General features: G+C 74.4%; 14 protein-coding genes. 6 read left to right on the top strand and 8 right to left on the bottom strand.

The genetic code is table 11. From position 1 onward, the window contains the following. From A3CE_RS0100975 to A3CE_RS53185, 8 genes are read right to left on the bottom strand one after another with little or no spacing between them, the layout of a single operon-like run. Positions 1 to 966 carry a 3-oxoacyl-[acyl-carrier-protein] synthase III C-terminal domain-containing protein gene (locus A3CE_RS0100975; protein ID WP_020638193.1) on the bottom strand — a complete coding sequence of 322 codons (966 nt, stop codon included), beginning with the start codon at positions 964 to 966 and terminating at the stop codon, positions 1 to 3. Beyond that, positions 963 to 2066: an acyl-CoA dehydrogenase family protein gene (locus tag A3CE_RS0100980; RefSeq protein WP_020638194.1), complete on the bottom strand. Its 1104-nt coding sequence runs from the start codon at positions 2064 to 2066 to the stop codon at positions 963 to 965. Before A3CE_RS0100980 ends, A3CE_RS0100975 begins: the two co-directional genes overlap by 4 nt. Then, on the bottom strand, positions 2067 to 2318 hold the full coding sequence (locus tag A3CE_RS0100985; protein ID WP_020638195.1) for an acyl carrier protein: 252 nt from the start codon (positions 2316 to 2318) through the stop codon (positions 2067 to 2069). Then, positions 2315 to 3178 carry a 3-hydroxyacyl-CoA dehydrogenase family protein gene (locus A3CE_RS0100990; RefSeq protein WP_020638196.1) on the bottom strand — a complete coding sequence of 288 codons (864 nt, stop codon included), beginning with the start codon at positions 3176 to 3178 and terminating at the stop codon, positions 2315 to 2317. Before A3CE_RS0100990 ends, A3CE_RS0100985 begins: the two co-directional genes overlap by 4 nt. Continuing rightward, positions 3178 to 6546, bottom strand: a complete 3369-nt coding sequence (locus tag A3CE_RS0100995; protein ID WP_020638197.1) for a thioester reductase domain-containing protein — start codon at positions 6544 to 6546, stop codon at positions 3178 to 3180. The genes A3CE_RS0100990 and A3CE_RS0100995 overlap by 1 nt, the downstream gene beginning before the upstream one ends. Then, entirely contained in the window at positions 6543 to 9263 is a 2721-nt protein-coding gene (locus tag A3CE_RS54615) for a condensation domain-containing protein (RefSeq protein ID WP_020638198.1), read from the bottom strand. The genes A3CE_RS0100995 and A3CE_RS54615 overlap by 4 nt, the downstream gene beginning before the upstream one ends. Next, entirely contained in the window at positions 9256 to 10086 is an 831-nt protein-coding gene (locus tag A3CE_RS0101005; RefSeq protein ID WP_020638199.1) for a sugar phosphate isomerase/epimerase family protein, read from the bottom strand. Before A3CE_RS0101005 ends, A3CE_RS54615 begins: the two co-directional genes overlap by 8 nt. Further along, positions 10083 to 12953: an amino acid adenylation domain-containing protein gene (locus A3CE_RS53185; RefSeq protein WP_020638200.1), complete on the bottom strand. Its 2871-nt coding sequence runs from the start codon at positions 12951 to 12953 to the stop codon at positions 10083 to 10085. The genes A3CE_RS0101005 and A3CE_RS53185 overlap by 4 nt, the downstream gene beginning before the upstream one ends. 455 nt (positions 12954 to 13408) lie before the next feature. On the opposite strand from A3CE_RS53185, the gene A3CE_RS49740 reads away from it, so the two are divergent. The 6 genes from A3CE_RS49740 to A3CE_RS49755 are packed head-to-tail and all read left to right on the top strand — an operon-like array spanning position 13409 to position 26171. Continuing rightward, the gene (locus tag A3CE_RS49740) at positions 13409 to 15193 is read left to right on the top strand and encodes an AfsR/SARP family transcriptional regulator (RefSeq protein ID WP_020638201.1); all 1785 of its coding nucleotides are present in this window, start codon (positions 13409 to 13411) and stop codon (positions 15191 to 15193) included. Beyond that, on the top strand, positions 15190 to 17106 hold the full coding sequence (locus A3CE_RS0101020) for a RiPP maturation radical SAM C-methyltransferase (protein WP_020638202.1): 1917 nt from the start codon (positions 15190 to 15192) through the stop codon (positions 17104 to 17106). The genes A3CE_RS49740 and A3CE_RS0101020 overlap by 4 nt, the downstream gene beginning before the upstream one ends. Positions 17107 to 17149: 43 nt before the next feature. Further along, positions 17150 to 17452: an acyl carrier protein gene (locus A3CE_RS0101025; protein WP_020638203.1), complete on the top strand. Its 303-nt coding sequence runs from the start codon at positions 17150 to 17152 to the stop codon at positions 17450 to 17452. Further along, positions 17439 to 20729 carry a non-ribosomal peptide synthetase gene (locus tag A3CE_RS49745; RefSeq protein WP_020638204.1) on the top strand — a complete coding sequence of 1097 codons (3291 nt, stop codon included), beginning with the start codon at positions 17439 to 17441 and terminating at the stop codon, positions 20727 to 20729. Before A3CE_RS0101025 ends, A3CE_RS49745 begins: the two co-directional genes overlap by 14 nt. Then, positions 20726 to 23596, top strand: coding sequence for a type I polyketide synthase (locus A3CE_RS49750; protein WP_020638205.1), 2871 nt, complete (start codon positions 20726 to 20728; stop codon positions 23594 to 23596). The genes A3CE_RS49745 and A3CE_RS49750 overlap by 4 nt, the downstream gene beginning before the upstream one ends. A gap of 1 nt (position 23597) precedes the next feature. After that, positions 23598 to 26171 (top strand): amino acid adenylation domain-containing protein, encoded by a 2574-nt coding sequence (locus tag A3CE_RS49755; RefSeq protein ID WP_020638206.1) that lies wholly within the window; start codon positions 23598 to 23600, stop codon positions 26169 to 26171. Positions 26172 to 26217 lie beyond the last annotated feature (46 nt).

Here is a 26217-nt window from a genome sequence, read left to right on the forward strand (position 1 = left end):
TCAGACCTCCCAGAGGGTCACGGCCCAGGCCGCGACCGGGCTGTTGTTGAGCACCAGCACCAGGTCCCCTTCGGTCAGCTCGCCGGTGGCGAGCACGCGGTCGAGGTTGAGCACGACGTCCATCGCGCCGAGGTGGCCGTACGCGCTCAGGTGCGCGGCGCAGACCGGGTGGATCGGCAGGCCCAGCAGCGCGGTGTAGAACTCGTACGCGGACGCGGTGACGTTCTGCATCACGGTCGCGCGGACGCGGGAGCGGTCCACGGCCGCGTCCGCGAGCACCTGCTCGACCAGCCGGGCCATCCGTTCCCGGCTGCGCAGCGCCAGTTCGAACCGGTAGCGGTCCGGCGAAGCGCACTCCTCACGCCACTCGTACCAGGGTGTCCTGCGGTAGTCGACGCGGAAGAGGTCGTGGAACGACCCGTCCGTCTCCGCCCGGTGCGCGCGCAGCACCGGGCGGCCACCGCGGACCACCGCCATCGCGTACGCGCCGTCCCCGATCACCGTCACCGGATACCGGACGCGGTCGAGGCCGGTGGGACGGCTGGCGTGCGTGATCAGCACGCACCGCCGGGACGCGTCGGCGTGCAGCAGGTCGGCGCCCAGCGCCCAGGCCGCGCTCGACCCGGTGCAGCCCAGCCCGTCGAGGGCGAACGGGAACGCCCGCCCGAGCCCCACGGCGGACTGGACGCGGGTGACGTCCGACCCGAGCAGCACCTCCGGCGCGCGTGGCGCGACCAGCACCAGGACGTCGGGTTCGGGAATGTCGTGGTGGGCCAGCAGCTCGCGGCAGGCCTGGGCGGCCAGGTCCGCGGCGGGCTCGTCCAGCACCCCCACCTCGGCGACGCCACAGCCGGCGGCGAAGTCCGCGGCGGCGCGGTCCAGGTCGGCGAACTCCGGCAGCCGGGTCACCTTCACGAACTCCCGCGGCAGGACGCAGTGCACCGCGCCGATCCCGGGCGCGCTCACGCGAGCGCCAGCGCGTGTTCGGCCAGCAGCAGCTGGCAGATCTCCGTGCTGCCCTCGATGATTTCCATCAGCTTCGCGTCCCGGTAGGCCCGCGCCACCACGTGATCGTCACGGGCCCCGGCCGAGGCCAGGACCTGCGCGGCCCGAGCCGCGCTCTCGGCCGCTTGCCGCGCGGCGACCTGCTTGGCCAGCACCGCGGCGACCGCCTGGTCCGGCGCGCCTTCGTCCCACCGGCCGCTGGCGTGCGCGCAGGCGAGCGTCGCCAGGTGTTCCGCGGTCACCAGCTCGGCCAGGTGCCGGGCGATGAGCTGGTGACCGGACAGCGGTTGCCCGAACTGGACGCGCTCGGCGGCGTGCCGCACCGCGGCCGTCCGGCAGGCCCGCACCAGCCCGGCACAGCCCCAGGCGACCGAGAGCCTGCCGTAACTCAGCGCGGTGGTGACCAGCATCGGCAGCGGCGCCCCGCTGGCGGCGAGCAGGTGGCTCGCGGGGAGCCGGACGCTCTCGAGGCGGACGTCGGCGTGCCCGGCCGCGCGGCAGCCGAGCGGGTCGGCGACCGGCGAGATCGTCACCCCGGGTGTCCCGGCCGGGACCACGGCGACACCGGCGCCGCGTTCGTAGGTGCCGAAGACGACGAGCAGGTCGGCGTAGGCCGCGCCGGTGACCCAGACCTTCGCGCCGTCGACGACGATCGCGTCGCCGTCGGCGCGGATCGCGGTCCGCATCCCGGACAGGTCGCTGCCCGCGGCGGGCTCGCTCATCGCGACCCCGGCCAGCGTGCCACCGGCCAGTTTCGGCAGGAACTCTTCGTGCTGGGCGGGACGCCCGAGGCGCTGCACGGTCCAGGCGGCCATCCCCTGTGACGTCTGCAGGCTCCGCAACGAGCCGCAGAGGCTGCCGGTGTGCGCGGTGAGCTCACCGTTGTCCCGGCTGCTGAACCCGGGCCCGCCGTACTCGGCCGGGACTTGGGCGCACAGGAGCCCGCCGCGGGCGAGCTCCCGCACGAGCGGTTCGGGGATCCGGCCCGCGCGATCCCACGCGGCGGCGTCGGAGCCGGCCGCGGCAGTCACGGCGGCGAGCGCGTCGGCGAGGGCGTCCATTCAGGACTGCAATCGCCGGACGAGCCGGGCCATCGCCTCGGCCGTGCGGAAGTTGTCGAGGCTGAGCTCGTCCCCCGCGACCGTGATCCCGTACCGGCGCTCGACGTGCACGACGAGTTCCAGCGCCATCAACGAGGACAGCCCGCCCGCGGCGAACAGGTCCTCGTCCGGCGCGTGCTCGGCCTTGGTCAGCCCCGTCAGGAAGCCGAGGAGGTCGACCACGACCGGGTCGGTCGTTTCCGAAGCCGTCACGAGACACTCCCGTAGTCGTAGAACCCGGCGCCGCTCTTGCGGCCGAGGTTTCCGGCCCGCACGCGGGCGAGGAGCTCCGCGTCGGCGCGGTAAGCCTCTTCGCCGGTCCGGTCGTACAGCACCGCCAGGGTGTCGACGACGTTGTCGAGGCCGATCAGGTCGGCAGTGGCCAGCGGGCCGGTGCGGTGGCCGAGGCAGGCGGTGAACACCTCGTCGACGCGCTCGGCGGCGGCCCGGCCCTCGGTCACCAGCCGCGCGGCGTCGTTGATCATCCGCATCAGCACGTGGTTGGACACGAACCCCGGCCCGTCGCCGACGAGGATCGCCCGCCTGCCCAGCACCGCGAACAGCGAGGCGAGCGCGGCCATCGCCGCGTCGCCGGTGTCCGGTCCGCGGACGACCTCGACCGCGTCGATGAGGTAGGGCGGGTTCATGAAGTGGGTGCCGGCCAGCTCGGCCGGGCGGGCGGTCGCGGCGGCGAGCTCGCCGACCGGGATCGCCGAGGTGTTGGTCGCCAGCAGCGTGCCCGCACTGACCACAGTGGACACTTCGGCCAGTACTTTTGCCTTGGTGTCCGGTAGTTCCGTGACCGCCTCGACGACCGCGGCCGCACCGGCGACCGCGGTGACCGACGTGCTGGTCCGCAGCTCGGCGGTGATTCCGGCGGCAGGCAGCTTGCGCAGCAGCGCGCCGATGCGCGCCTGGTCGCGGACCGCGGCAGGGGCGAGCGCCAGCCGGGCCGGATCGATGTCCACCAGCGTGACCGGCACGCCGTGGGCGAGCGCCAGCGCGGCGATGCCGACGCCCATCACCCCGGCCCCGACCACCGCGATTCCCTGGGTGTGCCACGGATCTGTCATCAGTGTCCCCCGTTCTCACCGGCGGTGACGTCGACGCCCGCGATCGGCACCAGCCCGGCGAACTCGGGCTGCCCGGCCAGGTACCCGAGACTGCGCACCAGCTGCGCGGCGTCGACCCGGGCGTGGCGGCCGGTCTGCCGCAGCCAGTCCTGCCAGTGCTCGCAGTCGACGTCGTCGTCTCCCGCGTCCAGCCGGTCCAGGTCGTAGAGGGCGATGCTGGCCAGCACCGGATCGCCGGTCTCGAGTGCCCGTTCGGCGACGCGCTCGAACCAGGCGGTGACGGGCAGGGCTTCCGTCGGGTGACCGGCTTCGGCCAGCAGCCCGAACAGCTGCGGCAGCGTGGGGGCGACCCGGTCGACGAGGTGGTAGGGGCGGCCGGTCGCCCCGTCGGCTCCGGCGAGCCCCACCACGGCTTCGGCGACCACGTCGACCGGGGCCAGCGGGACCGGGCGCGGGTCGAGCGGATGCGCGCCGACGGCGAGGCCCGCGGCCAGCAGCCGGAACAGCATGTCCCGGGTGTTGCAGGCCCCGGTCGCGGTGGCGCCGCTGATCAGCCCCGGGCGGAACACCCGGACCCGCAGGCCGTCCTGCCCGGCCCGCTCCAGCAGCCGTTCCGCCGCCCACTTCGACGCGCCGTAGCCGCCGGTGCGCGGGTCGAGCGGCTGGGCGCGCCGCTCGGTGCGGCGGTCACCGGTGCCGACGTCCGGGCCGGTCGCGGCGAGGGTGCTGACCTGGCTGAAGTCGGTGATGCCGGACTCACGCGCCCAGCGCACCAGTTCGAGCACCGGCAGCACGTTGTCGGTGCGCAGCACCCGGTAGGGCTCGGTGAACACCACCCTGGCCGCGCCGTGCAGGATGTGCCCGATCCGGCGGGTGAGCTCGCCGTCGCGGAAGCCGCGGCAGACGTCCCCGGCGGCGTCGCCCGGGACGGCGACCACCCGCCGCAGGTCCGGGACGGGCAGCCGGAACCGGGTCGCGGCCGCGGCCAGCCGGGCCAGGCCGCCGGCTTCGTCTTCGGCGCGCACCAGGCAGTACACCCGGTGGGTGGTCTGGCGGAGCAGCTCGTGCAGCAGGAACGCGCCGACGTAGCCGGTGGCTCCGGTGAGCAGGACGTCGGTGCCCGCCGACGGCCGGGCCGCGATCGGGCCGAGCCCGGCGGCGAGGTCGGCATCGATCAGCGCACCGTCCCCGTCGGCGGCTTCGCCCGCCGTGCCGCTCGCCGCGACGGCCTCGGCGACCCGCCGGACGGTGGCCCGGCTGCCGCCCACGCGGTGCAGGTTGATCAGCACGCCGTGACGCTGCTGGACCCGCAGCGCCATCCGCACGGACAGCAGGGATGTCCCGCCGAGCGCGCCGAACTCGTCGTCCGGACCGATCGAGGAAATCCCGAACAGCTCTCGCCACAAGGAAAGCACCTGCGTCTGGAGTGGCCCGGACGCCTCGGGTGCGGCGCCGGTGTCTTCGATGCCTAGATCATCGAGGGCCCAGTAGCGGCGGCGCGGGAACGGATAGGCGGGCAGCGGAACGCGCACGATGTCGCCCGGCGGCTGGTGCTCGCCCACGCGGACACCGTGCAGCCACGCGGTGGCCAGGGCTTCCTCGAGCGCATCGGTGTCCCCGGTGAGCGGCAGGGTGTGCGAGTCCGCGGAAGTCTCCGCGGACTCGCCGGCGAACAGGACGAACACGTCGTCGGGGACCACCGGGGGCAGCACCGGGACGACCTCCGTGCCCGCGCCGAGTGCCGCGACCAGCCGCGCGCACAGCGGCTGCGCCGGGTCGGCGGCGACGACCAGCGGCCGTCGTTCGCCGGTGCGCAAAGTCCGGACCGGGCCGGGCCGCGGCAGCCGCAGCGCGGCGGCGAGCCGTTCGGGCGGCGCCGTCACCACCCGGCGTTCGGCGAAGTCACGGCGGCCGGTCCGGAGCGTGTAGGCGACATCGGCGTGCCGCAGCGTGCCGCCTTCGAGTTCGCCGGCCAGCCGGGCGGAGGCGTCGTCGAGTTCGGCGCGGTTGCGGGCCGACAGCCGCAGCCGGACGATCGCGGGAGCCGGGCCGTCGGCGGGCCGCGGCGCCGGTGGCGCGCCGAGCACCACCGCGGCGTTGGTGCCGCCGAGCCCCATCGAGTTGACCAGCACGTGCCGGTCGGCGCCGGTGGCCCGGCCCGCCGCCGCGGCCAGGGTGAACGGGCTGTCCGCGAGCAGTCCCTCGTCCCGCGGCCGCTCGAACAACGGGTGTGGGGGCAGGATCCCGGTCGCCGCGATGCGCACGGCCTTGATCAGGCCGGCGACGCCCGCCGCCGCGCCGGTGTGCCCGATGTTGACCTTCACCGAGCCCAGCGCGCAGAATCCCGTGGCGGCACTGGAGATCCGCAGCCCGTCGGTGAGGCCGCGCAGCTCGACGTGGTCGCCGAGCGGGGTGCCCGAGCCGTGCGCCTCGGTGTAGCAGAGCAGATCCGCGCCGACGTCCGCGGTGTGCAGCGCCGCGGCGACGACGTCGGCGGGGCCGTCCGGGGTGGGCGCGGTGAACCCCGGCCGCCGGGCCCCGTCGTTGCCGACCGCGCTGCCGCGCAGCACCGCGAGCACCGGGTCGCGGTCGGCGAGCGCGTCCGCCAGCCGGCGCAGCGCGACGACGCCGACGCCGGACCCGACCGCGGTGCCCGACGAGCGGGCGTCGAACGCCCGGCAGTAGCCGTCGTCGGAGAGGATCCCGCCGGGCTCGAACCGGTAGCCCGCGGCGGGTTCGGCGAGCCCGGCACCCCCGGCCAGCGCGAGGTCGCACTCACCGGACAGCAGGCTGAGCACGGCGTAGTGCACCGCGGTCAGCGAAGACGAGCAGGCCGTCTGCACGCCCACCGACGGGCCGCGCAGGCCGAGCTTGTGCGCCACCCGGGCCGCGCCGAAGTCGGCCATCCCGCCGAGCTGCAGCGACAGGTGGTCGAGCCCGGCCGTTCCGCCCCGCCGCGCCCGCGCGGCCTGCAACGCGGCGACGTACCCGCTCGGGCTCATCCCGGCGAAGACGCCGACCCGTTGGTCGCTTTCACCGCCGGGCGGGTACCCGGCCTGTTCCAGCGCCTCCCAGCAGGTCTCGAGGAACAACCGCTGCTGCGGGTCGATCAGCTCCGCTTCGGCCGGGGAGACGCCGAAGAACTCCGCCGCGAACAGGCCGGGCCCGGCCAGGGTCGCGATCCGGCGCACGTAGTCAGCATCGCCGAACACCTCGGGTCCGACACCCGCGACGCGCAGTTCGTCGTCGGTCAGTTCGCGCATGCCGAGTACCCCGGCTTCGAGGCCGGCCCAGAACTGTGCGGGGGTGTCCGCGCCGGGAAACCGGCAGCCGATGCCCACGACGGCGATCGCCGTGTCCGCGCTCACCGGCGCGACGTCCCCGGCGCCGGGCGGCGGGCGGCGCCGAGCAGCCGCTGCCGGTTCTGCTCGCGCGGCGCGGGTGCGGGCCGGTCGTCCCCGGCGAGCAGCCGCGCCTGGCTCGACACGGTGTTGCAGCGGAACAGGTCGGCGACGGTGAGTTCGCGCGCGGTCAGCGGTGCCAGCCGGTCGAGCAGCATGATGAGCAGCAGCGAGGTGCCGCCCGCGTCGAAGAAGCTGGTCTCGGTGTCCACGTCGGCGCGGGCGAGCACGTCGGCCCAGGCTTTGCGGACGACGTCGACAAGGTCCGATGTGGACGGTTCGGGCACGGTCGCCTCCAGGGATCGCACGAGCTCCAGCGCCAGCCTGCGCAGATCGGCCAGCAGCGCGGTGACAGTGGCGCGGTCGAACAGGCCGGTCACGTAGTCGGCGTAGAGCTCCAGCTCGTCCGGGTGCTCGATCCCGACGAGCGCGAGCTCGTACTTCACGTGCGCCGCGTCCCGGATCTCGACCCGGCCGTGCACACCGTCGCCGAGGACGGGTGCGGCCAGGGGCGCGTCGAGCACGCTGACCATCACCGGCGTCACCGGCGGCCTGCTGAGATCGCGCCCGGGCTCCAGCGCCGCGGCGACGGCGTCGAAGGGGACGTCCGCGTGGGCGAACGCCGTGGTGGCGGCACGGCGGACCCGGCCGAGCAGCTCGCCCCAGCCAGGCTCGCCGCGCAGATCGGCCCGCACGAGCAGAGTGCCGGCGAACATGCCGACCGCGCTCGCCCGGCCCGGGTCGTCCCGGCCCGCCCAGGGGAAGGCGAACAGGAAGTCGGCCTGGTCACCGCGCTCGGCCAGCGCGGCCGCGAGCAACACGACGAGCACCATGAACGTCGAGCAGCCGTGCGCGGCGGCGACCACCCGCAGCCGCGAGGTCAGCTCCGGGCCCAGCCCGAGGACGGCGGTGGCTCCCTCGGTGCGCTGTTCGGCCGTGCGCGGCCGGTCCCGCGGCAGGTCGACGTCGAGCGGAGCATCTTCCAGTGACGCGAGCACCTCGGCCAGCCGGTCCTTCCCCGCCTCCACCGGCCCCGCGGCATCCGCCGGGTGGACCGGCTCGGGCAGATGCGGCGGCCTGCCCTGCCCGGCCGCGCGGTAGGTCTCGCCGATCTCGTCCGCGAGCTGCCGCAGGGACCAGCCGTCGAGCACGACGTGCGACGCGCTCAGCGCGACCGTGGTCGCCCCGGTTCCGGAGGTGATCACCGCCGCTCGCGCGGGCGGCCCGTCGGCCAGGTCGAAGGGTTGCCAGAGCACCTCGTCGAGGTAGTCGTCGAGCTCCGCCCGCGACCGGCCCCGATTGTCCACAAGCGACACTTCGGGAGCCGGGCCGTCGGTGCGGTAGACCAGTTCCCGGCGCGCGTGGTCGAGCCGGAACACCGAACGCAGCGCCGGGTGCCTGCCGAGCACGAACCGGATCGACGCGGCGAGCCGGGCGGCGTCCACCACCCCGGTGTACTCCAGCACGAACGTGACGAGGTAGGCCTGACGCAGCCGGGGAAGCCGGTCGAGGAACCAGAGCCGCTGCTGGGCGGGCAACGCGGGGTACCACCCGTCGTCGGCGGTGACGGGCGAGCGCGACGGCGGTGCGGCCGCGGTGTCCAGGAGCGCGCCGAGGCCCGTGACGGTGGGCTCGGCGAGGAAGTCCCGCAACGCCACTTCGCCGTTCCAGCGCCGGGCCGCGGCGGCGACCATTCCGACCGCGAGCAGGGAATGCCCGCCGAGGCGGAAGAAGTCGGCGTCCGGTTCGCGCAGCGCGGCCCGCTGCGCCTCGCCGTACAGCCCGGCCGCGGACAGGGTCTCCGCGAACAGCTCCGCCGCCCGCCGCCGTCCCGTCTCGGACGCGCTCACCGGCGACGGCGGCGGAGCCGGCTCGGCCGGTGCGGACAGCTTCAGTTCCCCGTCGCGGCCCCGCACGGCGCGATCCCCGGTCCGGCACCGCCGGAGGTCGCCGGGCACGCCCGGACCGAAGACCCAAAGGTCCCCTTCGACCCCGTCGGGGAGTTCTTCGTCCCCGGCGCCGAGCACGTCCAGGCGGGTGTTCGGCACCGGCCGCAGCGATCCGTCGACGATCTCGGCCGCGAATCCGGGGCATCCGGCGGCGCGGTAGAAAGACCGGCCCTGGCGCTCGGCGACGTCGGTGAGCACCAGCCGGGCACCGGAGCACAGACAGGCGAACGCCTCGACCACCGCCGTCGCACCAGAAGCAACCAGCCGGGCACCGGGGCCCAGCTCGTGCAGCCACCCCGTCGTGAGCGCCGCGTACAGGAGGTTTCCCTGTTCCCACACGACGGTCTCGCCGCCGGGCGGGATCAGGACCACCGCCGGGGCGCGCTCGTCGACCGGGACCGCGGGCACCGGCGGGCCCGGCTCCACATCGGCCTCGCGGAGCAGTTCGATCCCGGCGGGCTCGGGCCGGTCCGGGTCGAGTGGCGCGAACGCGGCACCGGCCCGCAGCACCCCCAGCCAGGCCGCGACCTGACGCGGCCCCGGCGACGCGACGACGCCGACGACCGCACCGGGCCCGACACCGGCCGCCCGCAGCCTGCCGGCGGTTCCCCAGGCGAGCGCGTCGAGTTCCGCGTTCGTGGCGGTCGAGCCGCCGCACTCGACGGCGACGGCCGCGGGGTCGGCCAGCGCGAGGCTCGCCGCGGCCATTTCGGGGACCGTCGTGGGTTCACGCACGCGGCACCACCGCCTCCGCGAACAACGACCGCGTGCCGCGGATCGCCCGCTCGACCTTCCGGAAGGCGTTCTCCGGATCCGCGAACGGGCCGACTTCGACCGCGATCGCCCGCGCCCGCGCGGCCCGCAGCTGCGAGACGAAGGCGGGCAGGTCCGCGACGCCGTCACCGGGGGCGAGATGCTCGTGGTAGCGGCCGTTCGAATCGGAGAAGTCGACGCTGTTGACCCGGCCGCTCAGCCGCGCCACCTCGGCGGCGGGCACCCCGCGGACCACCATGTGCGAGGTGTCGATGTTGGCCAGCACGGCCTCCGAATCCACCTCGGTGATCAGCCTGGTCAGCGACGCGATGTCGTTGACCAGGGAGGTGTCGAGGGGTTCGAGCTCGACGCTGACCTCGACGCCGCGAGGGGCGGCGTAGTCGCCGATCCGGCGCACGGCGTCGACGAGCAGCTGCCACTGGGTCGCCGTCGGCCACATCGTGCGCCAGATCCACTCGCCGAGCAGGATCTTGAGCACCGGCGCGCCCAGTTCGCGTGCCAGGTCGACGTGCCGCTCGGTGCGGACGATGTTCCATTCCCTGGCCACCTCGCGCGGGTCGTTGAGGCCGAAGGCGTGGCACTGCGCCATGGTCACCGGCACCCCGGCGGACTCGACGTCGGTGCGCAGCGTGTGCAGCACGTCCGGCGTCATCTCCATGGCTTCCTCGGTGAGCGCGATCCAGTCCGCGCCCGCCTCCGCCGCGGCCCGCCAGGCATCGCGGCCCAGCAGCGACGAACCCATGAACGCCTGGTCGACGAGGATGCCGAGGGAGGAATCGATCACGGTGCGGGTTCCTTCCGGGAGGACGCCAAGCGCGCCAGGGCGTGCGAGGACAAGTCGAGCTGGGCTTGCCGGGTGACCGGTCGCCGGGAGTGGGGTAGTTCGGCGACCGGGACGGCGGGGTTCCGGCAGGCCGCGCCGAGCAGGACGACGAACCCTTCGGCGAGGGCGGCGACCAGGTCACGGGGGTAGCGGGCGGTGTCGTATTCGATGTGCCCGGTCAGGCCGCCGGGCCCGGCTTCGAGGAACATCGAGAAGTCGAACTTCGCCCACCCGGTGTCCGGCGAATCCGCCGAGCGCCACGGCGCGGGCGGCGAGGCGCCGGTTTGCTGGAAGCTGAAGACCACCTGGACGAGTGGGCTGCGCCGGTCGGCGACCGCGGTCACCAGCCGGTCCAGGGGCAGCGATTCGGCCTCGAGCGCGGTCAGCACCTCGTCGGCGGTGGCCTCGCACAGCCGGGTGAACGACTCGGCGTCGGCCACCTCGCAGCGGAGCGGGACGGTGTTGGCGAACAGTCCCACCAGTTCCTCCAGCTCCGGCCACGGCCGGTTGGCCACCCCGGTACCCAGCAGGAAGGCCGTCCGGCCCGACCAGCGGCGGACCACCACGGTGAACGCGGCGAGCAGGACGGCGAACGACGTGATCCGCAGCCGGCGCGCCAGCTCGCGGACGTCCGTCCACAAGGGACCGTCCAGGTCGAGCGGGTACCGGGTGCCCGCTCGCGGCCCGGCCACCGGCGGCCGGGATCCCGGCCGCCGGTCGAGCGACAGGTCGGCGACCAGGTCACGGAGCCGGGCGGCGTACTCGGCGACGAGGCTCGCCGTCTCCGGGCCGGCGGCCTCGCTCCGCTCCCGCGCGGCGTAGCCGGAGAACCCGATCTCCGTCGGCGGCAGGACGGGGACCAGCCCGGCCGCGGCGGCCCGGTAGGCGACGGCCAGGTCGGCCAGGAGCACGTGGGCGGACCAGCCGTCCACCGCGATGTGGTGCGTGCGCAGCAGAACCAGGTCCCCGCCGGGCAGTCCGGGCCAGACCGTGCACCGCAGCGGCGGATCCACCGAGAGATCGATCGGGGCGGCCGCGCACCGCTCGGCCTCGCCGTCGGCACCGTCACCCACCTCGACGTCCACGCCGGCGGGCTCGTGGATCACCTGCACCGGGCCGCCGGCCTCGAGCCGGTAAGTCGTGCGCAGCGGCTCGTGCGGGGCCGCCACCGCGGTGAGCGCTGCGGACAACGCGGCCCGGTCCACCGCGCCACGCCAGCGAAGCAGGATGGGCGTCGCATAGGCCGCCGTCCCCGGCTCGGCGGCCTCGACGAACCAGAGCCGTTCCTGGCCGGTCGACAGCGGGGCGGTCCGCTCGCCGGCGGACAGCCGTGCCCGGTCGAGCTTCCCGGTCGAGGTCAGCGGGAGCGCGGGCAGCCGGACCCACCGGGCGGGCACCATGTATCCGGGCAGCCGGTCCCGCAGGGCCGTGGACAAGTCCGCGTCCGCGGCGGCGCCCGCGACGTAACCGGTGAGATGGGCGAGCGGGCCGTCACCGGACTTCTCCACCGCCACCGCGGACACCAGCCCGGTGGCCAGCACCGCGGCCTCGACCTCGGCGAGCTCGACCCGGAACCCGCGCAGCTTCACCTGGCGATCGACGCGGCCGAGGAACTCGATCGCCCCGTCGCCGCGGCGCCGGACCCGGTCGCCGGTGCGGTACCAGGGTCCTTCGCCGTCCGCTCCGGGCACGGCCGCACCCGGGAAGAAGCGCGCGGCGGTCTCGTCCGGCCGCCCGAGGTAGCCCAGCGCGACCCCGGGGCCGCCGATCCACAGCTCGCCTTCGGCCGTGGCCGCGTGGTCGTCGTCGAGCACGCACAGCCAGGTGTTCTGGAGCGGGAACCCGATCGGGACGCGTCCGTGGCCGTCGACCGTCTCCGGCGTGCACTCGAAGAAGGCGGCGAAGGTCGTGGCCTCGGTCGGGCCGTAGGCGTTGACGAGCCGGCCGGGCGGATCCGCGTCGAGCACCTGCCGCACGACGGCCGGGTCCATCGTGTCGCCGCCGACCAGCAGGGTGGCGACCGAGGCGAAAGCCGTGGGCTCGGCCCGGGCGATCAGGTCGAACAGCGCGGAGGTCAGGAACAGGGCGCTGATCCGGTACCGGGCCAGCAAACCACCCCACGCGCCGAGGTCGATCTGCCCGGCGGCGGGCGGCACGACCACGGTCGCGCCGGCGGCGAGCGTGCTCCAGACCTCGAAGGTCAGCGCGTCGAACGCCGGGTTCGCCAGCTGGGCGACCCGGTCACCGGGACCCAGCGGGCAATAGGCGGCCGAGCTCACCAGCCGCAGCACCGCGCGGTGGGGCACCACGACCCCTTTGGGCGCGCCGGTGGAACCGGAGGTGTAGGCCACGTAAAGCGGCGACTCGGGATCGAAAGGCGCCGGTTCGGGCCCATGGCTCTCCCCGCCGCGCACGGCGGTGACGTCCAGCGCCGGGATGTCCGGCAACGGCGGCCAACCCGGCCCCCGGACGACTACGGCGCAGTCCGCTTCGGCCAGTACGCCCGCAGTGCGCCCCGGTGGGGCGAGCGCGTCGAGCGGCACATAGGCCGCGCCGAGCCGCGCGACGGCGAGCAGGGTGACGACCAGTGCGGCCGAGCGGTCCACCGCCACCGCGACGCGGTCACCCGCCTCGACACCGCGGGCCGCCAAGGCCGCGGCCAGGTCCGAAGAACGCGCCCAAAGCTGCTGGTAGGTGAGGTCTCCATCGGCGGCCGAGACGGCGAGCGTGTCCGGCTCGGCCGAGACACGGCCGGCGACGAGGTGGTGGATCCCCCGGTCCGCCGGGAGCGCGACGACAGCGCCGTGCTGCGTCACCGAAGTGTTCACCCGCCATTCCCCCGTTCAGTCCTGCCGCTTCGCCGGGTCTCACCCGAACGGCCGATTTAGCCGCCATTCGAATACGTTTCGGCCACCGAATGCTGCGATTCCACGGCCCGGTCGCCGCTCCCGTTGACTAACTCCCCCGCTCCCCTCGGCTAACTCCGCCGCTCCTTTGGACAACTTCGCCGCTCCCTCGACTAACACTGGCGGGTTGCGCTGAGCGCGCGCTGATTGATCGCTGAGTTCCCGTCGAAAGGGCGCCCCGTGCGCGCTATCATTGCCCCGGCAAACGTTTCCACTCCTCTTGGGGCAGACCAGGCGACGTCACCCAGGTACGAAAGACCGGCCCTTCGGCCGTTCTTCCCGAACCGGGCATCCCGAAACCGAGAATTCCTTGAATTCACCGGCATCGGGATGCGACGCTCTCAGGTCGAAAGCGCCGGAATACGGCCGGGGGTCAAATGGAATTCGGGCTGTTGGGTCCGATCGCGATCTGGCACGAGGGACGCCAGCTGGCGCTGGGCAGCGCGCAGCGCCGCTGCGTGCTGGCCATGCTGCTGCTGCAGCCCGGCCAGGTGGTGCCCATGCAACGGCTGCGCGAGGCGCTGTGGCCGGGCAGGCACGTGCCGGGAACCGCCAGGAACGCCATCCAGGGCTGTGTGTCACAGCTGCGGAGCACTCTGGCCGCGGATCCCGCGATCCGGCTCGTCCACCGCCAGCCCGGCTACCTGCTCGACGTCGATCCGCAGCAGATCGACCTGTGCCGCTTCCGGGACCTGGTGGCCGCCGCGAAGGAGACCGCCGACGACCAGGCCCAGGCCGAGCTGCTCGGCCGGGCGCTCAGCCACTGGCGCGGCGAACCGCTGGCCGGCGTCGAGGACTCGACCATCACCGCGGCCGTCCGCTCCGCGCTCACCGACGAGCGGCTCGACGCCGAGGAGCAGTGGGTCGAGGCGCGGCTGCGGCTGGGGCACCACCGCGAGGTCACCGGCGAGCTGACCGTGCTGGTGGCCGCGCACCCGCTCCGGGAACGCCTGCGCGGGCTGCACATGCTCGCGTTGTTCCAGTCCGGCCGGCACGCCGAAGCACTGCGTGCCTTCGCCGATGCCCGGTCGGTGCTCGTGGACGAGCTGGGCATCGAGCCCGGCCCGGAGCTGCAGCGCCTGCAGCAGCGCATCCTCGCCGCCGACCGGACGCTGCTGAAGTCCCCGCAGCCACGGGAACCGCTCGCGCCGGTGCCACGGCAGCTGCCCGCGCCACCGGGTCTGCTGGCCGGCCGGGACGAGGAGCTCGCCGCACTGCGCGCGGCCGTCGCCGGCCCGCGGGGCACGGGTGTGGTCACCGTCGAAGGCGCCGCGGGCACCGGGAAGACCGCTCTTTCCGTCCATTTCGGACACGAGAGCGCCGACGCGTTCCCCGACGGCCAGCTGCACCTCGACCTGCACGGGCACACCGGCCCCGGTCCCCTGCCGGGCGCCGAGGCGCTCGCCCGGCTGCTGCGGGGGCTCGGCCGCCCGCCCGCCCCCGGAGCCACCAGCGAACAGGAGCTCGGCGCCGCCTACCGGTCCGCGCTCGTCGGCAAGCGGATGCTGATCCTGCTGGACGACGCCCGCGACGCCGACCAGGTCCTCCCGCTGCTGCCGGGCGCGGCGGGGTGCCTCGTGCTGGTCACCGGCCGGGCCGGGCTCGCCGCGGTGGACGCCGGCCTCCGGCTGCGTCCCGCCCCGCTGGCGGAGCCCGCGGCACTGGCGATACTGGCCCACTGGGCGGGCGCGGACCGGGTAGCGGCCGAGCCTGCCGCGGCCGCCGCCATCGTGGCCGCGTGCACCGGGCTGCCGCTGGCGCTGCGGATCGCCGGCGCCCGCCTGGCCGCCCGGCCCGGCCTCCCGATCTCGGCGCTCACCAGCAGGCTCACCGACCCCCACCGCCGGCTCGACGAGCTGCGGGCCGGTTCGCACTCGGTCCGCGCCGCGTTCTCCGCGAGCCTGCGGGTCCTCGACGCCGGTGACGAGGCGGACCGGCTCGCCGCGCGGGCGTTCCGCCACGCCGGCGACGGCACGGTGCCCGGGATGTCCGCGGCGGACACCCACGCCGCGGCCGAGCGGCTCGTCGACCACCACCTGCTGGAGCCGGCGGGCCCCGGCCGGTACCGGATGCCGGAGCTGCTCCGGCTCTACGCCGCCGAACTCGGCGGCGCCGTACCCCTAGCTGAGCCCCCACCCGAATCCCCGGAGGGACCCCGATGACCCGGATCGTGCTCGTCACCATGCCGTTCGCGGACTGGCGCAAGCCCTCGTTCGCGCTCAGCCAGCTCGCCGCGCTGACCCGGCGCGAGTTCGGCGACGCGGTCGAGGTCGACGTCCGCTACCTCAACTTCGACTTCGCCGAATACCTCGGCGTCGACACCTACGACGCGATCGCCGACGGTGTCGGGCACCTGATGACCGGGATCGGCGAATGGCTGTTCCGGCCGGTGGCGTTCCCGGAGGAGCCGGACAACGCCGAGGACTACTTCCGCCGCTACTACCTGGGCGCGCAGTGGCGGGAGTTCCGCGAGCGCATCGTCGAGCGCCGCGCCGGGATCGCCGGCTTCTGCGCGGAGCTGGCCGAGCGCCACGACCTGTACTCCGCCGACGTCGTCGGGTTCACCTCGATGTTCGCCCAGCACGTGGCCAGCATCGGGATGGCCAGGGTGATCAAGGACCGCAATCCCGCCGCGATGACGCTGCTGGGCGGGGCCAACTGCGAGGCCCCGATGGGCACGGTCATCGCGCAGGAGGTCGACGCGATCGACGCGGTGTTCTCGGGGCCCGCCCTGCACACGTTCCCGCAGTTCGTGGGGCAGCTGCTGGCCGGGACGCCCGAAGGTCTCCACACGATCCCGGGCGTGCTCACGGCGGAGAACTGCCACGATCCCGCCTACCGCGACACGGTGGGGCGGGAGCGCGACATCGACGACTTCTTCACCCCCGACTACACCGGCTTCGTCGCGAGTTTCGACGCCCATCGGGACCGGCTCGGCGGGCCGGAGGCCGCGAAACCGATCCTGTTCTTCGAAACGTCGCGGGGGTGCTGGTGGGGCCAGCGCTCGCATTGCACGTTCTGCGGGCTCAACGGTCTCGGCATGGCCTATCGCTCGATGGCACCGGAGCACGCCCGCGCGCAGTTCGAATGGCTGTTCGAATTCAGCCCGTGGTGCGACGAGTTCGTCTGCACCGACAACATCATGCCGAAGTCCTACCCGAAGGAAGTGTTCGCGAAGCTCGACCCGCCGGCGGGCGTCTCCCTGTTCTACGAGATCAAGGTCCCGATGAGCGAGCACGACATGGCCGTGCTGAGCGAGGCCAGGGTGACCCGGATCCAGCCGGGCATCGAGGCGCTGTCCACCGGCACGCTCAAGCTGATGAACAAGGGCACCACGGCGTTCCTCAACCTGCAGTTCCTGCGCAGCTGCCTCGGCCACGGCATCACGCCGGAGTGGAACCTGCTGCTCGGCTTTCCCCGGGAGACCGACGAGGTCTACGCCAAGTACGTGGAAGACATCCCGCTGCTGACCCACCTTCCCCCGCCGAACGGCGCGTTCCTGGTGCGGTTCGACCGCTTCAGCCCGTACTACACGCAGGCCGGGGAGTACGAGCTCGAGCTGACCCCGATGGACTTCTACCCGCTGATCTACCCGTTCCCGGACGAGCAGATCGCGCGGATGGCGTACTTCTTCACCGACCGCCGGGTTTCGCCGTACATGCGGCATTCGATCACCTGGCTGCAGCCGGTGACCGAGCAGGTGGAGTACTGGCAGGCGCGCTGGGCGGACCAGGACGTCCCGCCGGAGCTGGTGCTGCGGTCGGACGCCGGCGAGCACTGGGTGCACGACTCCCGGGACGGCACGGTCCGGACGGTACCGATCGAGCCGGAACTGCTGCCGCTGATGCGCCGCCTTTCCGCGCCGGTCAAGGCGGACCGCCTGGCCGCCGACCTCGACCGGCCTGCCGAAGTCGTCGCCGCGCAGCTGGCCTACCTGCGTCGCCACCGCCTGCTCTTCGGCGAAGGCGATCGGGTGATGAGCCTGGTCGTGCCGCCGCCGGGCGAACCGGCCGACGCCCCGGAACCCGCCGCCGAGGCGCGGCGCGAGCTCCCGCTGGCCGTGGTGCGGCGATGACCCGGCCCGGCGCCGAACCGGTTCGGGCGAAAGGGAAACCCAGATGCAGCCACCAGCCGCGAACGACCGTCCGGAGGACCTCGGGGAGCCGCTCGGGCCGCGGACCGACCTCGAGTCGGAGCTCCTCGAGCTCTGGGCGGACCGGGTCGAGGTCCGGCCGCTCGGCGTGACGGATCACTTCTTCGCCCTCGGCGGCGATTCGCTGCAGGCGGTCCGGCTCGTGGCGGCCGCGCAGCGGCGGTACGGCGTGCGCATCGACCGGCGGCGGCTGTTCGCGTCGTTCACGGTCACCACCATGGCCGAGTTGCTCGGTGAAGTCTTCGGGAGGACGCATGACCGGGCTTGAGGACTGGCTGCCGCTGGTCGGCGCGGTGACCGGGACGCGGGCCGCCGAGGTCGCGGCCCGCCTCGGCGACACCTCGTTCGTCGCACTCGGCGGAAGTTCCCTGGGTGCCATCGAGCTGCTCGCGCTCGGCCAGCGGCACCTGGAGTCCAGTGTGGACAGTGCACGGCTGATCGGCCCGGAGCCGCTCGGCCCCGTGCTGTCGGCGGCCACGCCCTACCTGGCGCCGCCGCCACCGGCGGGCCGGGAACCGGACCGGCCCCTGCTGCCGGGCCAGCGGGTGATGCTCGCCGCGCACCTGGCCGGCACCGACCGGCCGTACCACCTGATGTTCAGCCTCGAGACCGGCGATCCGCTCGACGAGGACCGGGCCACCGCGGCGCTGGCGGAGCTGGTGGCCCGCCACGAGTCGCTGCGGACGATGTTCGTGGCCGACGGGACGGCGCAGTGCCGGCGGGTCCTGCCGCCGACCGAGCGGCCGCGGATCCTCCGCCAGCACCTGCCGTCCGTCCACAGTGTCCAAGCCGGCCACGAGCTCTACGCCAGGGCGAGTGACGCGTTGCTCCGGCCGTTCGAGCGGCCGCCGGTGGTGTTCGTGCTCGGCCGGGCCGGCCGCGGCAGCGTGCTGACGATGCTGGTCCACCACGTCCTGGCCGACGGGTGGAGCATCGGGCTGCTGTGGCGCCAGTTCGGCGAGCTGTACCGCGGTGAACCGGCCGCCCCCGGCCGGTCCCCCGACCAGGTCGCCGACCGGCAGGCGGAACTGACGTCGTCCGGCAAGCTGGCCGAGATCACCGCGCGGGCGGCCGACCGGCTGGCCGGGGCGCCGACCGTGGTTTCACTGCCGTCCGACTCCCCGCGGCCACCGGAGTCCGACGGCCGCGGGGCCCGGCTGGTCTTCACCCTCCCGGAGCCGCTCGCCACCGCGACCGGGGCACTGGCCGCCCGGTGCGGGGTCACGACCACCGCGGTGCTGATGACGGCGTGGGCGCTGACCGTCGCCCGGCGGACCGGCCTCGCCGACCTGCTGCTCGGCCTGCCGGTGGCGGGCCGGTTCGGCGCGGGCACGGCCGGCGTCGTCGGGCTCCTCACCCGGGTCGTGCCGGTCCGGTGCCGGATCGACGACGGCGACAGCGCCGAAGCCTGCGTCCGCGGTGTCAGCGCGGCGATCGCCGCCGCGACCGGCGACGCCGACGTGCCCTTCGAACACCTCGTCGCCGCGCTCGGCGAGGACCCCGATCCGGCTCGCAACCCCTTGGCGCAGATCGGGTTCGCCGCGCACGACCAGCTCGTCCCCGAGTGGATCGGACCGGACTGGCGCGTGCACGAAGGCCACTGCGGCGGGGCGGTGTTCGACGCGCTGCTCTACGTCCAGGCCTGGTCCGGCGGGCCCCGGCTGGCGCTGGAGTACGCGACCTCGGTGCTGAGCCCGGCCGACGCCGGAGACCTCGCCGAGTCCTTCGAAGCCGGGCTGGCCGAGCTGACAGCGGAACCCGGGCAGCCGCTCGTCCGCGCGCGGACCATCTCCGCGGGCCAGCGGGCCCGGCTCGACCGGCTGGGTGCCGGCCCGTCCGTCGACAGCGACGGCGACCTTTGGCACGTGTTCGAGCGCACGGTCGCCGCCGCGCCGGAAGCCGTGGCCGTCAGCGACACGCACGCCGGCGTCACCCTGACCTACGCGCAGCTGCACGCTTTCGCCTCGGCGCAGGCCCGGCAGCTCGCCGCGGCCGGCGTCGAGGCGGGTGACCGGGTGCTGATCGACCTGCCGCGGTCGGCGAGCGAAGCTGTCGGCGTGCTCGCGACGCTGTGTCTCGGCGCGAGTTACGTCGCCATCGACCCGGCGGCCACCCGGGAATGGCGCACGCACGTGCTGGCCACCGCCGAGCCGAAGGCCCGGATCGGCCCGGAAACGGCGATCGACCTCACCGGGCCCGTCCCGGCCGGGCCCGTCCTTCCGGCGGTCACCGGGAAGACGGCCTACGTCGCGTTCACCTCCGGCTCGACCGGTCTGCCGAAGGGTGTCGTCGTCACCCACCGCGGCGTGCTGCGGCTGGCCGCCGACCCGGACCTGTTCGTCCCGGCCGCGGCCACCCGGATGCTCCGCCTGGCTCCCCTGGCCTTCGACGCCTCCACGCTCGAACTCCTGGTCCCGCTGCTGAAGGGGGACGCCGTCGAGGTGTACCCACCCGGCGAGCCCGCACCGGCCGCGCTGGCCGGGTTCCTCCACGACCGCCCGGTCACCCACCTGTGGCTGACGTCGGGCCTGTTCCGGATCGTGGCCGAACACCGCCCGGACGCCTTCCGCGGGGTGCGTCAGGTGCTCACCGGCGGCGGCGTGGTGTCGCCCCCGCACGTCCGGCGCGTGCTGGACCGGTGCCCCGGGCTGCGGGTGACCAACGGCTACGGCCCCACCGAGAACACGACGTTCACCACGACGCACACAGTGGACGGCGCTCACCAGGTCGGACCCGACCTGCCGATCGGGCGGCCGGTGGCCGGGACCAGCGTGGTCGTGCTCGACACGAGCGGCGGGCTGGTCCCGCCGGGCGGGATCGGCGAGCTGTCCACGACCGGCGCCGGGCTCGCCGACGGCTACCTGAGCGATCCCGCCCGGACCGGCGAGGTCTTCACCGGCGCGGCGGCGACCGGAGACCGGACGTACCGGACCGGCGACCTGGCCCGCTGGGGTACCGACGGCACGCTGCGCTTCCACGGGCGCCACGACCGGCAGGTCAAGATCGCGGGCCACCGGGTCGAACTGGCCGACGTGGAGCGCCGGATCGCGAGCCGGGACGGCGTGCTCGACGCGCTGGTGTTCCTGTCCGACGAGGACCGGCTGTGCGCGGCGGTCCGGACCGGCGGCGCGTCGCTGGCCGCGATCCGGCAGGCCGTCGAGGCCGAACTGCCGGCCTACGCCCGCCCGCAACGGTGGCTCGGGGTCACGGAGTTCCCGCTCACCCGCAACGGCAAGGTGGACCTCCGGGCGCTGTCCGCCGAAACGCTCCCGGCCGTGGCCACGACCACCGCCGAAGACGACGTCGCCGCGTTGGAGAAGATCATCGCGGACGCCTGGACCACGGTGCTCGGCACCGACGACTTCGACCACGACGAGGTGTTCTTCGACGTCGGCGGTGACTCGCTGCGGCTGGCCCTGGTCCGGCACCAGCTCCGGGAACGGTTGCCGGACCAGCCGCTGCCGCTGGTGGACCTGTACCGCTTCCCGACCGTCGAATCGCTGGCGCGGCACCTGGCGGGCGCACCGCCGGGCACGAGCGCATGAGCGGGCCGGACATCGCGGTGATCGGGTTCGCCTGCCGGTTCCCCGGCGCGGAGGACGTCTGGCGGTACTGGTCGAACATCGAGGCCGGCCGCGTCTCGATCACCACCCTGACCCGGGACGAGCTGCTCCGCACCGGCGTCCCGGAGTCCGAAGTGGACGATCAGTGGTACGTGCCGTCCCGTGGCCGGATCGACGGTGCCGGATATTTCGACGCGGATTTCTTCGGCATCACGCCGAAGGACGCGGCACTGATGGACCCGCAGCACCGCCTGCTGCTGCAGACCGCGTGGGAGGCACTGGAAACGGCCGGGCTGACGACGAACCGCCCGTTCGGCCGGGTCGGCGTGTTCGCCGGCTCCGGGTTCGGCCACTACCTCGTCGAGAGCGTGCTGAAGGACCCGGACGTCGCCGGCTCGCACGGCCTGCTCGCGGCGGTGCTCGGCAACGAGAAGGACCACCTGGCCGCGAAGATCGCCTACCGGCTCGACCTGGGTGGACCGGCCGTGACCGTCCAGACCGCGTGCTCGACCTCGCTGGTCGCGGTGCACCTGGCCCGGCAGAGCCTGCTCGCCGGTGACGCGGACGTCGTGCTCGCCGGCGGGGTGTCCGTGCCGTACCCGCAGGACACCGGCTACCTGTACGAGCCGGGCGGGGTCCTGTCGCCGGACGGCGGCTGCCGCCCGTTCGACGCGACCGCGGCCGGCACCGTGCCGGGCGGCGGCGTCGGCATGGTGGTGCTGAAGCGCCTCGACGACGCGGTCCGCGACGGCGACCTGGTGTACGCGGTGGTCAAGGGGTCGGCGATCAACAACGACGGCGGCGCCAAGGCCGGGTACACCGCGCCCGGGGTACGCGGCCAGCTCGACGTGCTCAGCCGGGCCTACGCGAACGCCGCGGTGGCACCGGAAACGATCGGCTACATCGAGGCGCACGGCACCGCGACCGAGGTCGGCGACGCCATCGAGCTCGCCGCGCTGACGGAGGTGTTCGGCGGCCGGGACCGGCCCTGTTCGCTCGGCTCGGTCAAGGCCAACGTCGGGCACCTCGACGCCGCGGCGGGCGTCGCCGGGTTCATCAAGGCGGTGCTGGCGCTGTACTTCGAGCGGATCCCGCCGATGGCGGGCCTGACCCGGCCACGCGCCGAGATCGCCGACGGGACCACGTTCACCCTGGACCGCCGGGCCCGCAAGTGGACGGACTCCCGGACCCGCCGGGCCGCCGTCAGCGCCTTCGGTCTCGGCGGGACCAACGCGCACGTCGTCCTGGAGGAAGCACCGGCTCGGGCCGGCCTCGCGCCGCGGCCGCGGCAGGCGACCGCGGTCCTGCCCGTCTCCGCGCGCACCGAGGCCGAGCTCGAGGCGGCGAAGGCCAGGCTCGCGGCGCACTTGCGCACGGCCAACGACGTGTCGGTCCACGACGTCGCCCTGACGCTCCAGTCGCATCGCCGCCCGTTCCCGTACCGGCACGCCGTCGCGGCCGAAGACGTGCCGTCCGCCGTCGCGCGGTTGGCGGATCCGCCCGGCGGACCGGCCGTGAAGCGCCCGAGCCTCGTGTTCCTGTTTCCGGGACAGGGTTCGGAATACGCCGGGATGTCGGCGGAGCCCTACGCCGGCCAGCCGTCGTTCCGGTCCGATGTGGACAGGTGCGCCGAGGCGGCCGCCGACATCCTCGGGTTCGATCTCCGCGAAGTCCTCCTGGATCCGGGCGCGCCGGCCGAGCGCGTCCACCGCACGGACGTCGCGCAGCCCGCGCTGCTCGTGCACGAATACGCGCTCGGGCGCCTGCTGGTGTCCTGGGGTGTCCGGCCCGCCACCCTGATCGGCCATTCCGCCGGCGAGTACGCCGCCGCGTGCCTGGCCGGCGAGCTGGACATCGAGGACGCGCTGCACCTCGTGGCCCTGCGTGGATCGCTCATGCAGGCCGCCCCGCCGGGCCGCATGCTCGCCGCGCTCACCGGCGAGGCGGTCGCCCGGCACCAGGCCGGCGAGATCGGCGGGCTCGACCTCGCCGCGGTCAACGGCACCGACAACGTCGTCCTGTCGGGCACCGAGCAGGCGATCGACGAGCTGCGGACGCGTTTCGACCGCCTCGGCGTGCGGCACCGGATGCTCCCCGCCCGCCGGGCGTTCCATTCCCGGATGATGGCCGGCGCCGCCGACGGGCTCCGGCGTGCTCCGGCCGCGGCTCGTGGCCGGAGCAGGCGGATCGACGTCGTCAGCGGACTCGACGGCACTCTGCTCCCCCGCGGCGCGCGCCGTGACGCCGGTTACTGGGCCGAGCAGGTCCTCGCACCGGTGCGGTTCCTCGAGGCCTTGCGGACCGGCCTGGCGACGGCGAACCCGGTCCTGGTCGAGGTCGGGCCCGGCAAGGCGCTCACCGCGGCCGCGCGGGCGCTTCCCGAAGCGCGCGACGCCGCCAAGATCGCCGTGCAACCCGGCCGCTCGAGCCCGGTCGTGGCCGCCGCCGGCGCGCTGTGGGCGGCCGGGGTGAACGTTCGCTGGGACGACGTCCGGCAGAGCGTGGCCGGCCGGATACCGCTGCCGACGTACCCGTTCGCCCGCAACGAGTACTGGCTGCGGAAACCGGCACCCGAGCCGGCTCCGCCACCCTCGCCGGCCGGACCGGTTCCGGAGTCCGAGCCCGTTCTGGCGCAGGTCATCGAGGTGTGGCTGGACCTGCTCGGGACCGCCGGAGTGCGGCCCGGGTCGAACTTCTTCGACCTCGGCGGCGAGTCGCTGCTGTTCGTCCGGATGGTGGCGCGGCTCCAGCGGCGGTTCGGAGTCCCGCTCGACGTGGACGCGCTGGCGGCCACCCCGACCCCCGCGGCGATCGCCGCGGTCATCACCGCCGCACCGGAACGGGACTGACATGGCACCGACCGTGGAGCAGCTGACCGGCCACAGTGGATTGCACAGTGGATCGCCGGCCGTCGTCGTCACGGACTTCCAGCCGCTGTCGGCGCAGCGGTCGCTGGCCGCGGAGCTGAGCGCGGCCGGCGGGGACCTGACGATCCTGCGGATCGACGCGGTCCGCGACCTGGCGGGCGGCTACTCCTACCGCGGCCTGGACGAGCTCGCCGAAACCTACGCCGGACTGCTGGCGGAGGCGGAGGTCGGCTGTGTCGTGGGCTACTGCAGTGCCTCCGGCCTCGCCGAACGGATCGCCGCGCGGCTCGGCGGGCTGCCGGTCGTGCTCGTCAAGCCCACCCGGCCGACGCTCGAGCAAGCTGTCGACGACTTCGGCGGCTTCGCGGCGAAGCTGGGTTCGTCCGCCGACGGCATGGCGTTCGACCGCGCTCGGGGCGGGGCCGAAACGCATGCCGCGATGAACCGTGGGCTCGCGGCCGCCCTGGCCGGCTGGGCGCTGGCCGAGGACATCGACGCCGACGAGGTGGAGCTGCTGGAGACCGAGCTGCTCGCCCGCTTCGACGGCTGGCTCGGCTTCCTGCTGGCCGCCGCGCAGCACCCCGATCCGCTGCCCCGGCACCACGTCGTCCCCGGCGTCGAGCTGGACGACGCCATGGTGGCGGCGACCGTGGCCGCGATCGAACGGATCCACGCCGAGCGGGCCCTCGGCGTGGACGGCGACACCCTGCTCGGCGCCGCGTGCGCGGTGCTGGTCCACCGCGTCACGGGCCGGGAACGGGTCGTGACCGGGCACGGCGAGCGCCGGAGCGCCGTGCGGCTCGGCCCGGACACGACGTTCCACGAGGTGCTCGACCGGCTCCGCTCGCCGGGCGGGGACGAGGACGCCTGCGACGTGGTCGTGCGGGACGGCGTCCTCACCGCCGACCGGACCGGGGCGGTGACGGACGAACGGCTCGCCACCGTGCTGCCCGCCCTCATCCGGCACCCGGACCGGGCGATCCGCCGGGCCGGGCTCGTCGGCGCGCGGGAACGGGAGCGGCTGCTCGCCTTCAACCCGGCGAGGACACCCTTTCCGGATCGCCCGGTGCACGAAGTGATCCGTGACCAGGCCCGGCGGTCACCCGAGCGGGTCGCCGTCCGGCTCGGCCCGGCCGAGCTGACCTACCGCGAGCTCCTCGACCGGGCCGGGGAACTCGCGGACCGGCTGCGGGAGGAGGGCGTCGAACCGGGCCGCGTGGTCGCGCTCTGTGCCGAGCGCAGCCCGGCCATGGTCGTCGCGATCCTCGGCATCCTGCTGGCCGGGGCGGCCTACCTCCCGCTGGACGGCACCCATCCCCCGGCCCGGCTGACCGCGATGGTGGACGCCGCCGGGGCCGCGGCGGTGCTGGCCGACGACCACCACCGGGCCGCGGTCGCCGGGCTCGGCCCCCCTCCGTACACAGTGGACGGACGACCGGCCGGCCCGGGCCCGGTCAGGCCGGCCGCCGCCCCGCCGTCCCCCGGCAGCGCGTACGTCATGTTCACCTCCGGGTCGACCGGCACTCCGAAAGGTGTCGAGATGACCCACCGGAGCCTCGCGAACCGGCTGGCCTGGATGCAGGACACCTACCGGCTGACCGAACACGACGTCGTGCTCCAGAAGACGCCCTACACGTTCGACGTCTCGGTCTGGGAATTCTTGTGGCCGCTGATGGCCGGTGCCCGGCTGGTGCTCGCCGAACCCGGCACGCAGGCCGATCCCGAGGCGATCGTCGAGGTGATCCGGCGCGAACGGGTGACCACCGTGCACTTCGTGCCGTCGATGCTGGCCCTGTTCGCCGCCGAACCGGGGGTCGCCGCCTGCCGGTCACTGCGGACGGTGATCTGCAGCGGCGAAGTCCTGCCGCCCAAGACGGTCAACAAGCTGACGGGCGTCCTCCCGGTGGCGGTGCACAACCTGTACGGCCCCACCGAAGCGGCGATCGACGTCACCGCGTGGCCCTGCCGCCACCCCGAACCGGAGACCGGCGTGCCGATCGGACGGCCCATCGCGAACGTCGCGGTCTACCTGCTCGACGAGGAACGGCGCCTGGCCCCGCTCGGCGGCCGTGGCGAGCTGTACCTCGGCGGCGAGTGCCTCGCCCGCGGCTACGCCGGCCGCCCCGACCTCACCGCGGACCGCTTCGTCGAGATCACCGTGGCCGGCGCGCCGGAACGCGTCTACCGCACGGGCGATCTCGGCTGGTGGACCCCGGACGGCTGCCTGCACTACGCCGGCCGCACCGACGGCCAGGTGAAGATCGGCGGCAGGCGGGTGGAGCTCGGCGAGATCGAAGCCGTGCTGCGCGGCCATCCCCGCGTCGGCAACGCGGCGGTCATCCTCCGCGACGGCGACATCCTCGTCGGCTACGTCGTCCCCGAAGGCGAGCCGCCGGAGGAGACCGAACTGCGCGACCACCTGGCCCGGCACCTTCCGGGCTACATGGTGCCCGCCCGGTTCGTGGTGATCCCGCAGGTGCCGACGACGGCGAACGGCAAGCTCGACCGAGCCGCCCTGCCGGAGCCGGGCCGCCGGCGGCGAGGGCGAACGTCTTGAATGACTCATTCAGGTCTTCGGAGGTCCTGGGCTTGACCCGGTTTGG

Origin of the sequence: Amycolatopsis balhimycina FH 1894 (assembly GCF_000384295.1) — a bacterium.
Taxonomy (GTDB): Bacteria; Actinomycetota; Actinomycetes; order Mycobacteriales; family Pseudonocardiaceae; genus Amycolatopsis; species Amycolatopsis balhimycina.